Here is a 13,740-nt window from a genome sequence, read left to right on the forward strand (position 1 = left end):
CCGGGCCTACGCCCCGCCCCCGCCGAGCCGGTGACCTGCGGCGATCAGAGACCCGTCGGGGCCGGACCACCGCCCGGGCCGACGTGCCGCGAACGCGGGGGCATGCCGCACCGGTATGCGTGGCCGCCCCCCGGGCATGGACGGCACGCCCACTTCGGGAAGTTGTTCACGGGACGGGCCCTTACGGGTACGGCCCCGCGAGGTTACCGTCCGGTCATGACGCCCACCCTCGCGCAGCTCCGGTACCTCGTCGCCGTCGCGGACTGCCGGTCCATCACCGGCGCCGCCGCCTCGGTCTTCGTCGCCCAGTCCGCCCTCTCCCGGGCCGTCCAGGCCATGGAACGGGACCTGGGCGTCGAGCTCCTCGCCCGCCGGGGAAGGGGGGTGGACCTCACACCGGAGGGGGCCCGGGTCGTCCGGCTGGCCCGCACCGTGCTCAACGCGGTGGAGGCCATCGACGACATCGGGATCTCGCACGGCAGGGACACCGGATCGGTGCTCACGCTCGTCAGCACGCCCACGCTCGCCCTGGACCTGGCCGCCGACCTGATCGTCGCCTTCACCGAACGACATCCGAACGTCGACGTACGCCTCCAGCAGCACAGCAGCCGGGAGGCGCTGGTCGAGGCGCTGACCCAGGGGCGGTCGGAGCTGGCCCTCGTCGACCTGCCCGTCGACCAGGAGCTCTCCAGCCACTTCATCCAGGAACGCGAGGTGGTACTGATCTCACCGGCCGGCTCCCGGCTGCCCGACCCGGTCCCGCTGCGCATGCTCGACGGCCTCCCGATGGTGCTGCCCACCCCGGGAACCGGCCGGCGCACCGAGATGGAGGCCATGTTCAGCTGCCTCGGGGTGCGGCCCGTGCCCTCCCTGGAGGTCGACGAACGCCTCGGCTGGGTCACGGGAGTGACGGACGGCCGCGGCTCACTCATCTGGTACCGGGACGTGGTGGTGAGGGCCTTCGGGGACCGGGCCGAGATCCGCTCCTTCACCCCGCCCCTGCTGCGCCCGGTGGGCATTGCCCACGCACGGCGGCCGCTCAGCCGAGCCGCCCGCGCCTTCATCGCACAGGCCGGGCACAAGGCCCCGGTCCGCGAGCCCGTGCGCTGACGCGCACGCGCCGGGACATGCCCTGACGGACTCAGCCCAGGCTGAGGGGGTGCTCCGGGGCGAGGTGGGCCGCGATCGCCTGGAGCACGTTCGTGCCGGCGTTCTGGACGGTGCTGCCGAGACCCTGCGTCGCCACCGTCGCGATGGCGAGCTTCCGGGACGGCAGGTAGCCGACCGTGCCCGCGTAGCCCGCGAAGGACGGATTCTGCAGGAGCCAGGTGTTCACCACGGGCAGCCCGAGGGCGAAGGCGGCGTCCCCCTTGACCGTGACGACGGGCGTCAGCTGGAGCTTGTGCGACTCGGGCGTCAGCAGCCTCCCCTCGCCGATCGCCGCGAAGGACTTCGCCATGTCCTCCAGCGTCCCGGTCATCACCGCCCCCTCCGCCATCGTCCACGACGGATCCCAGTAGGTGGAATCCTCGAACACGCCCCGCTCGTTGTCGAAGCCGTGCAGCACCGGTGCGGGGATCTCCGCCCTGGAGGAGATGGCGGTCCGGGTCAGGCCCATCGGTTCGAGGACCCTCTCGCGCATCACCTCGGCCAGGGGCCGCCCCTCCACCTTGGAGATGACGTCGCCCAACAGCACCCAGTTGGCGTGCGAGTAGGCGAATCCCGAACCGGGCGGCCGCGCCATCGGCCGGGCGACCGCGATGCGTACGAGCTCGTCGCCGGTCCAGTGCCGGAAGGGGTTCTCGTACAGATCGGCGATGAAGCCCTTGTCCGTGACGTAGTCCGCGTATCCGGAGGAGGCGGACGCCAGCATCCTCAGCGTGATCTCGTCGGCGTGCGGGAGCTCCGGGCGCCAGCGGGAGAGCTTGTCGTCGAGCGTGACCCTGCCCTCGTCGACCAGCCTGAGCAGCGCGGTCGTCATATAGGGGATGGCGACCGAGCCGATGCGGAACCGCATGTCCACCGTCGCCGGAAAGCCCGTCATGGTCTGCCCGGCCGCGGCGGTCGCGACCCGCTGCCCGTCGACCCACACTCCGGCCATCGCCGCGGTGAGCTTGTACTTCTTCAGCGCGTCCGCCACCTGCCGCGCGGTGAACTCCTCCGTGTCACCCGGCAGGCACGTGCCACCCCGGGAAACCTGCCCCACCGGGCACTGGGGGCCGGCGACCGGCGAGGGGCCGGCGGCGGCTCCGCCCGCCAGCGAAGCGGCCAGCATGAGGCCGCCCAGACAGGTGAGCGTGAAGGTCCTGGACTGTCGCACGGCGTGCCTCCACGCGGCTCGAAGGCGAAGGTCCCCCCGCCTCCCGACGGCAGGCCCCGTCCCGGACGCTAACCGCCGGCCCCGGCCGCCGCATGCCGGAACCACCGCACGGGTGACCTCCGCCGGCACTCAGCCCAGGGCCCGGACCTGGACCTCCACCGCGTGCCATCCGGTCGCCCCGTCCGGCACCGTCCCGGTACGGACCCCCGTCTGTAGGTCGCCCGTCCCGTCCGTCGCGCGGACCTCCAGCGTGTGCGGCCCGGCCGCCGCCTCCCACTCCCACACCCACTGCCGCCAGGTGTCGACGCCGTCCGCCGCCCCGAGCCGCGCCTCCTGCCAGGGGCCGCCGTCCACCCGCACCTCGACCCGCCGGATCCCCCGGTGCTGCGCCCACGCCACCCCCGCCACCGCCACCGGGCCGGGCCGCAGGGCGGCGTACGGGCGCGGGGTGTCGATCCTCGACTGCGTCTTGACCGGGGCCCGCTGCGCCCAGGACCTGCGCACCCAGTAGGCGTCGTACGCGGCGAAGGTGGTCAGCCGCAGGTCGGTCAGCCATTTGCAGGCCGAGACGTAGCCGTACAGGCCCGGTACGACCATCCGGACGGGGAAGCCGTGGGCGAAGGGAAGCGGCTCGCCGTTCATCCCCACGGCCAGCAGCGCCGCCCGGCCGTCCATCACCGTCTCGACGGGCGTGCCCAGCGTCATGCCGTCGACCGAACGGGCCACGAGCTGGTCGGCCGGCCCGCCCCGGGACGGCGGCCGCACCCCGGCCTCGCGGAGCAGGTCCGCCAGGGGTACGCCGAGCCAGCGGGCGTTGCCCGCGTACGGGCCCCCGACCTCGTTCGACACGCAGCACAGGGTGACGTCGTGTTCGACCAGGGGCCGGGCCAGCAGCTCGCGCAGGCCGAGGGTCAGGGGCCGCGACACCCCCTCGCCGTGGATGCGCAGCCGCCAGGAGTCGGCGTCCACGCGCGGCACGACCAGGGCGGTGTCCACCCGGTAGAAGTCCCGGGCGGGGGTGAGGAACGGGGACAGCCCGGGCACCCGCAGGTCCGCTCCGGCCGGCACCGGCGGTGCGGGCACGGCGGGCGGCGGCAGGACCAGGCCCGCCCGGGAGGCGGTCGCCCCGGCCGAGCCGTGGGCGCCGAGGCGCCGCCCGGCGAGACCCGCCGCGGACGACACCGCCAGGACCCCGACGACCAGCCGGCCGAAGCCGCGCCGGTCCATCGTCCACGCGCCGCCCGGCGGCGCCCCGGCCGGCCGGGGCCGGGCGGCCGCCGTGGCCAGCAGCGCCAGCACCCCGGCCGCGGTCAGGCCGCCTGCGAGGGAGGGCAGCGCGTCCTGCCAGGACCCCGCCGGCCGGCTGAGCGCCGCGGCCGCCCCCAGCAGGCCGAAGCCGCCCGCCACCGCGACCCCGGCGGGCGGGCGGCGTACGGCGAGCAGCCCGGCCCCGGCGGCGACCGCGGCCAGGACCACGACGATGCCGACCGCCAGCACCGCCTTGTCGGCGGTCCCGAACAGGCCGATGGCCCACTCCCGGACCGCCTGCGGCGTCAGGTCGACAGCAGCCGCCCCGACGGCGGCCACCGGGGAGGCCTCGGGCCGGACCGCCGCCGTGACCAGCTCGGCCACGGCGAGGCCGGCGAACGCGGCGACGAGCCCGCAGGCGGCGCCCACCACTCGGCGCGGCCCCCCGGAACGGCTCGGATCTGCCCTCACACCGCCAGTGTGCCCCCGGCCCGGGGGCTGTGGGCGCAGCCACGGGGCAGCGGCGCGTTCACACGCAGGTCAGTGCACGGGCGCCGGCGGTACCCAGCGCCCGGTGCGCGGCGCCTTCACCCCGAACTCGTCCTTCAGCTCCGCCGGGATGGCGTGGTGCATCACCCGGCCACGGGTCAGCGAGGCCAGCTCGAAGCCCGAGAGCAGCGAGCCCGCCTTGTCGAGCGCCCACTCCGCGTACGGGCTGCTGTCCTCGATGGTCTCCAGCAGCCCGAGGAACACCGGAACCGCCTTGGCCGCCGTGTCCCAGGCGGTGCGGGGGATCTCCAGCCAGTCGCCGATGGTGTCGCCGACGAGGAACCGGACGGTGGCGGGGACCATCGGGTCGAAGAGGGTGCCCGGCACCACGTCCTCGTACATGCGCATCAACTGGGCGTTGAGGCGGACCCCCTCGGGCGAGGGGCCCAGGTTGCGCAGGAGGTAGAGGTCGCAGTAGTCGCGGGCCTCGGCGAGGGTGTGCGGTACCGCCGACATGTCGCAGCCGAGCATGGCGCCCACGACCCGCCAGGCGTAGAAGTAGGCCTCGGCGCCGTCCTCGCTCATGTGGATGCCGAGCCGGTGCATCGCGTCGAGGACGAGGAGGGAGAAGCAGATCTGCCCCCCGATCATGTCCTCCTGGCAGATGGGCAGCCCGTCCTGCTCGACGTCCCAGTGGCCGCCGTGGCGCAGGTGGTGGCGGACCGCCGCGTGCAGCAGCCGCACCTTCTGCGCGGCGGGAATGAACTTGCTGCCCTCCGCGAAGGAGTTCGTCTGCATGAGGTAGGTGACGAACTGCCCGGTGTTGGCCATCCGCCGCGAGGGGTAGGCCAGGGAGTGCGTCGAGGCGAGCAGCCGGGACAGCCGGGGGATGGCGTACGTCGCGGGCATGGCCGCGAAGGACAGGCCGGTGTTGATGTGGGCCGCGTTGTCCATGAAGAACAGCCGGGCCTGCTCCATCACGTCCCAGTCCACCCAGCTGGGCGGCATGGCGGTCGCCTCGAAGTAGGAACGGGCGGACTGCGGCAGCTGCTCGGGGAGCTTGTCGCCGGTGGTGGTGAAGAACCGCATGAGGGTGTTGAGGTCGCCGACCTCCTCACGGCGGAACATCTCGGCGACGGTCTCGTCGGCGAGCGGATCGCCCTGCATGCGCAGGGCGTCGAGCGCGGCGTGGTCGTAACGGGTGCGCGCCGGGGCGGTCTTGGTGGCGTTGGCGTTCACGTCGGTCGTCCTTGTCGTGTCGTGGGGTGCGGGACCGGCCGGGCCGGTCCCGGGCGGCCTCCGCGGCGGCGGGAGCCCGGTGGCGGCGCCGGCGAGGGGGCGGTGCCGGGGCGCGGTGCCGGGGGCGCGGTGGTGGGGGGGCGCGGTGGTGGGGGGACGCGGTCGCCCGGCTACAGGGAGCGGTCGGCGGCCGTCGCGGCCAGCTCCCTCAGCGCGGACCGGGCCTCGGCGGGCATCGCCGCGAGGTCCAGCGCGGCCCCGGCCCGGCCGATGCGCTCGCGGATCATCGCCTCGACCTGCTGCCTGGCCCCGCAGCGCTCCATCAGCTCGCGGACCGAGGAGGCCTCCTCCTCGCCCAGCTCCGGATTGCCGACCAGCTTCGCGAGCAGCCGGCGGTCGTCGGGTCCGGCCGCCGCCACGGTCAGCGCGAGCAGCGCCGTGGGTTTGGCGTCCCGCAGGTCGTCCAGGTTCGACTTGCCCGTCCGCGCGGGCTCGCCGAAGGTCCCGAGCAGGTCGTCGCGCAGCTGGAAGGCCTCGCCGAGCGGGAGGCCGTAGCCGGAGAAGGCCTCCAGCAGGGCACGGGAGCCACCGCCGAGAGTGGCGCCCAGGTGCAGCGGCCGCTCCACCGTGTACTTGGCCGTCTTGAAGCGGGCGACCTCCAGGGACTCCGCCACCAGCGGCTCCCGCTCCGTACGCGCCTGGGTGCGCAGCACCTCCAGGAACTCGCCGGCCATCGTCTCGCGCAGCAGGGTGGACCAGAGCGGAACGGTCCGGGCCAGGTAGGCCCCGGGCAGTCCGCAGGAGGTGAACACGTGCCCGGCGTACCCCATCAGCAGGTCGCCGAGGATCATGGCGAGGGCGGTGGAGCGCTGCCCGTTCGCGGCGAAGGCGGCGTGCGCGGTGAGCTGCCCGTGCCGCATCCGGCTGTCGTCGATGATGTCGTCGTGGGTGCAGGCCGCGGCGTGGACGAGTTCCATCGCGGCCGCGGCCCGGATGACCCCCTCGCAGTCCGGCTGGCCGGCCGCCCGCCACCCCCAGTACAGGAAGGCGGCCCGGATCCGCTTGCCGCGGGCCAGGGACCGGCGCAACTGCTCGGACAGCGGGGTGAGTTCGGCGTGCAGGCCGAGCAGGGCCTGCTCCTCCTCGTCGGCCAGCCGGACCAGCACCTCGTCGATGCGTTCCTTGAAGCCGGTGTGGTCATGCACAGGGGCGGCCCTCGGAGGTGGTCTGCTCCGCGACGCGCCGGGCCATGGTGTCCAGGTAGTTCTCGTTGCCCATGCCCGCCCGGCGGGTGGCCAGTTCGCCGCGCTTGCGCAGCTCCACGACTCCCTCGGTGAGCAGTTCGCGCAGGTCGGCGCGGCGTAGCGCGTCCTGCGCGCGGTCGGCGGTCTGCCGCAGGTGGTCGAGGGCCAGATCGGCCGCTCCGGCGGCGAGCAGCGTCAGGAGTTCCAGGGACGCGCCCGCGGCGCCGGCGCCCCCGGGCCGCTCCTGGCGCTGCCGTTCCTGTTCCCCGTGGTATGCGGTCTGGTCGTGTTCGGTCTGGGACATGCTCGGGTGCACTCCTGGTCGCGTCGCGCCTCGTGGTGTCGGCGAAGGCGGCCGCCGGTCGCTCCGGTGGCCGCCCCTGGTCCTGCGGAGCCAGTCAACCCAGTACCGTCCCCGCGCGGCGAACCGCGACCGGTGATCTCCCCCGCACGAGCACGGAGTTTCCACCGGGAGAGTGATCATCACCGCTACGGACGATCACCACCGCCGCCTGAGGTGTAGGGGGTGTCCGGCGGATCAGGGCCGGGCCCGGGCTGTCCGGCACCGCGCGTTGCCGCGTTGTCGTCGGTCGCCGACGCTCCGCGTCGACTCCCTCCTCCGCCTTGCGATCCACGGCACCGGACAGCCCGAGCTGTCCGCCCCTGACCGCCGGACACCCCCTAGGGGTGTCCGGCGGTCAGCCGGCGGCCGCCGGAGGAAGGGCCGCCGCCACCGCCGCGGCCAGCCGGTGGGGGTCCCCGCCCGGCCGGTCCGGGTGCCGGGTGGTCCGCCGGGCCCACTCCTCCTCGAAGGCGTGCCAGTCGATCTCCCTCGGCTGGGCCTTGCGGACCAGCGCCTCGTCCAGCGCCGCGAAGTAGGCAGCCCACCGCCGGGCGTACAACTCCGAGACCAGACCGCTCCATTCACGGTTGGCGTAGTCGTGCAGGAAGCCGCCCTCGCTGGTGCTCCGCCGGCCCCACACGCTCAGCAGCGAGCGGGCGTCGTACTCGTACCGGTCCTGCTCGGCCCGGTCCGCGCCCTGGGAGCGGGCCCTGGCGAGCCAGGTCCCGAGGAGCAGGTTCGGGTCGGAGCCGGTCACCTGGTCCAACAGCCGCATGGTGTCCTGCCATTCGGCCGTCAGCGTGCGGAAGCGGGCCAGGTCCTTGGCCTCGTAGGCCGCCTTGATCCTCGGAAGCAGCACCCGCGAATGGTTGGCGAGGGCCTGCCGCGCGGTGTCCACCAGGTCGAAGCGGTAGGCGCTGGAGCCGCGCAGCGCCGGGTCCACCTTCAGCAGGTGGTCCAGGGCCCGGCGTACCGAACCGGCCGGATAGCGCATGGACTTGGGGCTCCAGTGCGCCGCCCCCGCCGCGGACAGGCTCGGCCGGGCGCTGAAGAGGCTGTCCTGCGACTCCGACCACAGCCCCGAGGAGGTGCTGTACGGGCCCTTGCGCAGCTCCTCCCAGGCGGCGGCGGCCTCGGCGTCGGGGCGGCCGTAGCGGCGGGCCGCGAAGCCGGCGAACCACGCGCGGTGGTCGATCGGCCCGGCGTCCCAGGCGAGGTCGGTGAAGAGGTCGAACGCCGCCGGATTGGTCCCGGTGGCCTCCGGCAGGTAGGCGATGCCGGCCAGCGCGCTGTTGCCCTTGGCCCGCCAGGGGCCGAAGCGTTCGAGCCACACCGAGGTGTTCGCACCGACCGTCGTGTGCCCGCCGAAGTTGTAGATGGTGCCCATCGCGTACGGGGCGCCGCCCCAGCGGGTCTCGCGGTCCAGCCGGTTGTACCGGTCGGACAGCCCGTCCAGGATCAGCAGCCGGGAGGTGTCCACCCCGGCCAGCAGCTCCGGCGTCGGGTCGTCCTGCCAGCCCAGCACGGCCCACAGCGCCCCCGGGTGCGCGGCGTGCAGCGCGGCCTGGATGGCGCCCGCCGCCGCGCCGACGTCGACGGAGCCGGTCTGCCCGCCCTCGTGCAGGGGGCTCATCCGGTACATCGTGCTGTCCCCGAACACCGCGCGCTGCTCCGCGTAGTAGGCGGCGGCCAGCTTCGCGAAGACGGGCGAGGCGGGATCCAGCCAGTCGGGGCGGTCGAAGCCCGCCCAGTCGCCCTGGGCGACCGTGGCCGCACCCGCGTTGCGGGCGGCGAAGCCGGGCGGCACGGTGCCGAAGTAGCCGGGCAGCACCGGCGTCATGCCGAGCCCGCGCAGCTGGTCGGCGATCCGTCCGCCGAGCTCGGCGCGTTCGCGCATCAGCCGCTCGGAGACCGGGCCGCCGAAGCCGCTGAGGTTCTGCAGCAGCCACCAGCTCTGGTGGGCGGGTCCGGGGATCCACTGCCGCAGTTCCTCGGCGGAGTACCCGAAGCGCTGGAGCGCCCGGTGGTACGGGTACTCCGCGCCGACCTGCACGAACACCTCGTTGATGCCGTGCAGGGCCAGCAGGTCGATCTGCCGCTGGTGTTCCTCGAAGGTGCGGTACGGGCCCGAGTACCCGTCGTCGGTGTCGTTGAGTGCGTAGCGGTGCGGGACCAGCGCACTGCGGGTGACCGGCGCCGGTACGGCCGGCAGCCGGGCGGGCAGTATGCCGATGCTGTCGCCGGGCCAGCCGATGTCGGCGCCGGCGACGTGCTGGAGGTACCAGCCCACGCCCGTGAGCAGGGTGGCCCCGGTGCTGCCGCGCACGGTGATCGCGCCGGCGGTCCCGGAGACCGTGAAGGTGTCGGCTCCGGCGGCCGGATCGGCCACCAGGGTGAACTGGCGGGCGTGCCGCGGGAGCAGCCGCTCCAGGGCGGCGCGCGCGGGCGCGGTGTCGAAGGTCGCCCCCGGCAGGAGCCGTACGCCGGCACGCGCGGACGACCCCGCGCCCGGGGCGGTGGCTCCGGGCGCGGGGGCCGCGCAGACCACGGCCAGCAGCGTCGCGCAGAGCGCGGCGAGGGCGACCGGGCGGGCGACAGGGCGGATGGCGGGCAGGTGGGTGCCGGGCAGGCGGCGCCCGCTTCGGGGCATCGGGTTCGTCATCCGTTCGCTCGGGCCGTCAGACCGGCAGGGACCAGGCCTGGTCGACCCGGTGCTCGCCGCAGGGGGTCAGCCGCAGCCGCTCGGCCGGGGCGTCGGGAGTGGCGGCCCGGGCGGGCGCGGTCAGGCACATGCCGCTCGCCTCCTCCACGAGGGACCCGTCACGCCGGTGGTGCCAGCTCTGGCCGGGCTGCCCGCTGTGCCGCGGCGCGCAGTCGGCCAGCTCCACGGCGCCGTTCTCGCCCGCCGACAGGCATTCGCCGGCCAGCCGCAGGCGGTTGTCGTCACCCAGGAACCACCGCTGGTCGGGGGCCCCGGTGCAGCCCGCCATCACGACCGCGCCGACACCGCTGGTGTTGGCCCCGTCCGCGCACCGGACGCCGTCACCGACGATCTGCCCGGTCGGAACGGCCTCGGCGCAACCGCGCGGGCTGAGCCGCCACACGGCGGTGTCATGGCCGGCCAGCTTCCCGGTCAGCGCGTCGGAGACCTCGGTGCGCGCGCCGCTCCACAGGTCCTGCGCATCGGCCGTGCACGCGTTCAGGCCGATCTCGTCCAGCGGCACCCTGATGTCGCGGGTGTTCGACGAGCGGTTGAGGACGGCCACCGCCCGGTCGCCGTTCGCGAGCGGGCGGACCAGGATCTCGAAGGTGGCGTTGGAGGAGACCACGGCGCCCTGGCGGCCCATCGGGTCCTGGTCCAGGGCGATCAGCCGGGTGTTGCCGAGGGCGTCGAGGCCCGCCGGGGTCAGCTTCGAGACGTCGGAGGACAGGATGAAGGGGGCCGCCATCATGGCCCAGAGGGCCACCTGGCTGCGGCTCTCGGCCGCCGTGAGGCCGGGGGCGCCCGCGATCAGGAAGTCGGGGTCGTTCCAGTTGCCGGGGCCCGCGTACCGGCCGAGCCACCGGTTGTAGCCGTAGTTGCCCATCACCGAACTCCACCGCGAGGTGGCGGGCGAGGCGGGGTTGTGGACCTTGATGTCCTTGCCCTCGCGCCACAGCTGGCCGGTCTCGCCGACCCAGCCGAGCACCTTGTGCCAGTCGGAGCCGCCCCACTCGCCCTGCTGGAAGTAGGCGGGGGCGGAGGCCGACAGGACCATGTCCCGGCCGCTCTCGCGCAGGGCCTTCGCGACGGCGTTGTAGGCGTCCCGGTAGGCCTGCTCCTTCGTGCGGCCCTCCGGCACCCACAGGTTGCAGCCGTCCATCTTGACGTAGTCGACCTTCCAGGACGCGAACTGCCGTGCGTCCCGGGCGTAGTGGTCCGGCCCGCCGCCCTCGGGGGCGCCGCTGCCGGGGTACTTCTCGCACGTGAGGGAACCGGCGTCCTGGTAGATGCCGAACTTAAGGCCCTTGGCGTGCAGGTACTCGCCCAGCCAGGCCATGCCGTGCGGGAACTTCGCGGTGTCGACCACCAGGTTGCCCCGCGCGTCCCGGCTCCTGGTCATCCAGCAGTCGTCCACGGTCACCGTGTCGTAGCCCTTGGCGGCGAGCCCCGTCGAGACGAGGGCGTCGGCGTTGGCGACCACCTTGGCCTCGTCGATGTCGCACATGTAGTGCGCCCAGTTGTTCCAGCCCATGGGAGGGGTGAGCGCGAGCGGGGTGTCCGAGGTCGCCCGGGGCTCGGCCGCCACCGGGGCGGGGGAGAGCGCGAGGGCGAACAGGGCGGCCGCGGTCAGGCAGGGGAGCGTTGCGCGCAGGCGAGGCGGCACGGGGTCTCCTTGACGTGGGGGCAGTCGTGCGCCCAGTGCAGCGACGCCGCTACGCAGTGTCAACGCAAGTCGCTGGTTGTCGGCTGATGACCAGCAATATGGCTGCAATCGATGTCACACGAAAGAGGAGATACGGCGTATGATACGATGTATCTTATGCCGAGGAGTTCCGACGCCCTGGACCGCGCCACCCCCGGGGCCATCGCCGCCGCCGCGCTGCGGATCCTCGACGAGGAGGGGCCGCAGCGCCTCAGCTTCCGCACCCTCGCCGACCGGCTCGGCGTCTCCCACGCCACCGTCCAGCGCCGCTGCGCGGACCTCGCCGGACTGCTCGACCTGTGCACCGAGCACCTGGCCGCACAGCTCCCCGAGATCCCCGCCGGAACGGACTGGGCCGAGGCCACCGAGCAGCGCTTCCGCGCGCTGTACCTGCTCCTCACCGCCCACCCCGGCCTGCTCGTGCTGCGCGGCGGCCGGCCCTGGCTCGGGCGGCAGCTGCTGGCCCGCCTCGTCGAGCCCGCCCTCGCCGACAGCGTCGCCGCGGGGATGACCGTCACCGAGGCGATCAGCGCGTACCGCCGCATGTACCTGCTCACCCTGGGCAGCGCCGCCTTCGTCGACCACCGGGATCCGGCTGCCGCCACCTCCGCCTCGCGCGCCGCCCTGGCCGCACTCGACCCCGAGGAGTTCCCCGTGCTCTCCGGCGGACTGCCCGACGTACTGCCGGCCCTCACGGACCACGAGGTGTACTACGGCGCCCTGCGCCAGCTGATCCAGGCCGCCCGGCCCGCCACCTGATGGGGAGACCGACCATGAAGCGACCGCAGAACGCGCAGGACACGCACCCGCACCCGCACGGGGGGCACCCGCACCGGCAGCACCCGCGGCGGCTCGACTACGCGGCCGTGCGGGCAGCCGCCGCGCGCATCGCCGGCGGGGTGCGGCCCGTCACGGTGGCTCCCGCGGCCGACGGCGTCTGGTACGCCCTGGAGTACCTCCAGCACACCGGCACCTTCAAGGCGCGCGGCGCCCGCAACTTCCTCGCCGCCCACCACGAGGCCGGCACCCTCCCGGCCGCCGGCGTCACCATCGCCTCCGGCGGCAACGCCGGGCTCGCCTGCGCCTGGGCCGCCCGTGCGCTCGACGTACCCGCCACGGTGTTCCTGCCCGCCAACGCCCCCCGCGTGAAGGTGGACCGGCTGCGCGGCTACGGGGCCGGCGTCCGCCTCGTCGGCGACCGGTACGCCGAAGCACAGGCCGCCTGCCAGGAGTTCGCCGCCGCGAGCGGCGCGCTCAGCAGCCACGCCTACGACCACCCGCTCATCGCGGCCGGCGCCGGGACCCTGCTCGACGAGATCCGCGAGGCCCTGCCCGGGCTGGACACCGTGGTCGTGGCGGTGGGCGGCGGCGGACTGTTCGCGGGAGTGGCCACGGCCGCGCGCGAGCACGGCGTACGGGTGGTGGCGGCCGAACCGGAGAACTGCCGGGCCCTGAACGCGGCCCTGGAGGCGGGCCGGGTCGTCGACGTCACCGTGGACTCGGTGGCGGCCGACTCCCTGGGGGCCACCCGCGTCTCGGCCGACGCGCTGGCGGCGGCGCAGGAGAAGAACGTCACCTCGGTCCTCGTGGCGGACGAGGCGATCACGGCCGCGCGGCGCGCCGTGTGGGAGGAGCACCGGATCGTGGTCGAGGCCGGCGCGGCCACCGCCCTGGCGGCGTACCACGGCGCGCCGGAGCCGCTGGGGGAGCGGGTCGCCGTCGTCCTCTGCGGGGCCAACACCGACCCCGGGGACCTGACCGGCCCCGTCGCCTGAAGCCGGGGGCCGCGGTCGGGCGGTGGCGGCCGGGCGCCGAGGGACTGAGGCCGGGTCAGGCGCTGCCCCCGCCCCCGCCCTCGCGGCTCTCACCCTGGCCCTCCCCGGCCCCGCCCTCCTCAGCCCCGCCCTCCCGGCCCTCGTCCTCCCGGCCCTCGTCCCGGCTCTCGCGGACGACGACCACCGTGCAGGCGGCGTACTGCACGACCTGCTGGCTCACCGAGCCCAGCAGCGCGCCCTTGAAGCCGCCGTACCCGCGGGTCCCCACCACCATCAGCTCCGCTTCCTTCGAGGCGTCCACCAGGATCTGCGCCGGCGGACCCTGCTCGACGCGGCGGAAGACCGGCACGCCGGGGGAGGCGCCGACGGCCGCGGTGACGGTGTCCGCCAGCTTCCGGCGGGCCGCCTCCTCGGCCGTCGACGCAACCTGTTCGGCGAACTGTGCCTCCGCCATACCGAGGGCGAAGGGGTTGCGGTTCCAGTCCCAGGCCATGACGGCGTGCACCCGGCCGCCGATCAGCCGGGCCTGCTCCACGGCCCAGCGCACCGCCCGCCTGGAGTGGCCGGAGCCGTCCACGCCGACGACGATCAGAGGCTCGATGGGGGGCTCACTCACGGTGGGTTCCTCTCGCTTCGCCCGGAAGGTCGTTCTTGTCCCTGTATACACGCCCCGCGG

At 74.6% G+C, this 13,740-nt stretch carries 11 protein-coding genes; 3 read left to right on the forward strand and 8 right to left on the reverse strand.

The window, feature by feature from the left end:
• The first annotated feature begins 216 nt into the window (after positions 1–216).
• Positions 217–1,110: a LysR family transcriptional regulator gene (locus BSL84_RS28875; RefSeq protein WP_030031049.1), complete on the forward strand. Its 894-nt coding sequence runs from the start codon at positions 217–219 to the stop codon at positions 1,108–1,110.
• Positions 1,111–1,141: 31 nt separating this feature from the next.
• On the opposite strand, the gene BSL84_RS28880 is transcribed toward BSL84_RS28875, so the two are convergent.
• From BSL84_RS28880 to BSL84_RS28910, 7 genes are all read right to left on the reverse strand, one after another.
• Complete coding sequence (locus BSL84_RS28880; protein ID WP_051873344.1) at positions 1,142–2,320, reverse strand: serine hydrolase domain-containing protein; 1,179 nt, start codon at positions 2,318–2,320, stop codon at positions 1,142–1,144.
• 129 nt (positions 2,321–2,449) lie between these two features.
• Positions 2,450–4,039, reverse strand: a complete 1,590-nt coding sequence (locus BSL84_RS28885) for a molybdopterin-dependent oxidoreductase (RefSeq protein ID WP_199838758.1) — start codon at positions 4,037–4,039, stop codon at positions 2,450–2,452.
• A 69-nt stretch (positions 4,040–4,108) separates the two neighbouring features.
• On the reverse strand, positions 4,109–5,224 hold the full coding sequence (locus BSL84_RS28890; protein ID WP_051873464.1) for an oxygenase MpaB family protein: 1,116 nt from the start codon (positions 5,222–5,224) through the stop codon (positions 4,109–4,111).
• A 242-nt stretch (positions 5,225–5,466) separates the two neighbouring features.
• Positions 5,467–6,501 carry a polyprenyl synthetase family protein gene (locus BSL84_RS28895; RefSeq protein ID WP_030029822.1) on the reverse strand — a complete coding sequence of 345 codons (1,035 nt, stop codon included), beginning with the start codon at positions 6,499–6,501 and terminating at the stop codon, positions 5,467–5,469.
• Positions 6,494–6,844, reverse strand: a complete 351-nt coding sequence (locus BSL84_RS28900; protein WP_051873258.1) for a hypothetical protein — start codon at positions 6,842–6,844, stop codon at positions 6,494–6,496. Before BSL84_RS28900 ends, BSL84_RS28895 begins: the two co-directional genes overlap by 8 nt.
• 394 nt (positions 6,845–7,238) lie before the next feature.
• A complete protein-coding gene (locus BSL84_RS28905; RefSeq protein ID WP_079273334.1) occupies positions 7,239–9,533 on the reverse strand; it encodes an alpha-N-acetylglucosaminidase in 2,295 nt (764 codons plus the stop codon).
• 28 nt (positions 9,534–9,561) lie between these two features.
• Positions 9,562–11,250, reverse strand: coding sequence for a ricin-type beta-trefoil lectin domain protein (locus BSL84_RS28910; RefSeq protein WP_234363547.1), 1,689 nt, complete (start codon positions 11,248–11,250; stop codon positions 9,562–9,564).
• Between the two features lie 156 nt (positions 11,251–11,406).
• Between BSL84_RS28910 and BSL84_RS28915 the strand changes: the two genes are divergently transcribed.
• Entirely contained in the window at positions 11,407–12,048 is a 642-nt protein-coding gene (locus tag BSL84_RS28915; RefSeq protein WP_045323102.1) for a TetR/AcrR family transcriptional regulator, read from the forward strand.
• A gap of 14 nt (positions 12,049–12,062) precedes the next feature.
• Positions 12,063–13,064: a serine/threonine dehydratase gene (locus tag BSL84_RS28920; RefSeq protein ID WP_078849133.1), complete on the forward strand. Its 1,002-nt coding sequence runs from the start codon at positions 12,063–12,065 to the stop codon at positions 13,062–13,064.
• Positions 13,065–13,119: 55 nt separating this feature from the next.
• Here BSL84_RS28920 and BSL84_RS28925 read toward each other — a convergent pair whose 3' ends face one another.
• Positions 13,120–13,680: a universal stress protein gene (locus tag BSL84_RS28925; RefSeq protein ID WP_075971486.1), complete on the reverse strand. Its 561-nt coding sequence runs from the start codon at positions 13,678–13,680 to the stop codon at positions 13,120–13,122.
• Between the last annotated feature and the right edge of the window lie 60 nt (positions 13,681–13,740).

This window comes from Streptomyces sp. TN58 (assembly GCF_001941845.1).
Lineage (GTDB): Bacteria > Actinomycetota > Actinomycetes > Streptomycetales > Streptomycetaceae > Streptomyces.

Excerpts from the sequence above, each read along its gene's own strand:
- BSL84_RS28900 (WP_051873258.1), bottom strand. The coding sequence starts at position 6,844 with ATGTCCCAGACCGAACACGACCAGACCGCATACCACGGGGAACAGGAA.
- BSL84_RS28890 (WP_051873464.1), bottom strand. The coding sequence starts at position 5,224 with ATGCAGGGCGATCCGCTCGCCGACGAGACCGTCGCCGAGATGTTCCGC.
- BSL84_RS28920 (WP_078849133.1), top strand. The coding sequence starts at position 12,063 with ATGAAGCGACCGCAGAACGCGCAGGACACGCACCCGCACCCGCACGGG.
- BSL84_RS28875 (WP_030031049.1), top strand. The coding sequence starts at position 217 with ATGACGCCCACCCTCGCGCAGCTCCGGTACCTCGTCGCCGTCGCGGAC.
- BSL84_RS28905 (WP_079273334.1), bottom strand. The coding sequence starts at position 9,533 with ATGCCCCGAAGCGGGCGCCGCCTGCCCGGCACCCACCTGCCCGCCATC.
- BSL84_RS28915 (WP_045323102.1), top strand. The coding sequence starts at position 11,407 with ATGCCGAGGAGTTCCGACGCCCTGGACCGCGCCACCCCCGGGGCCATC.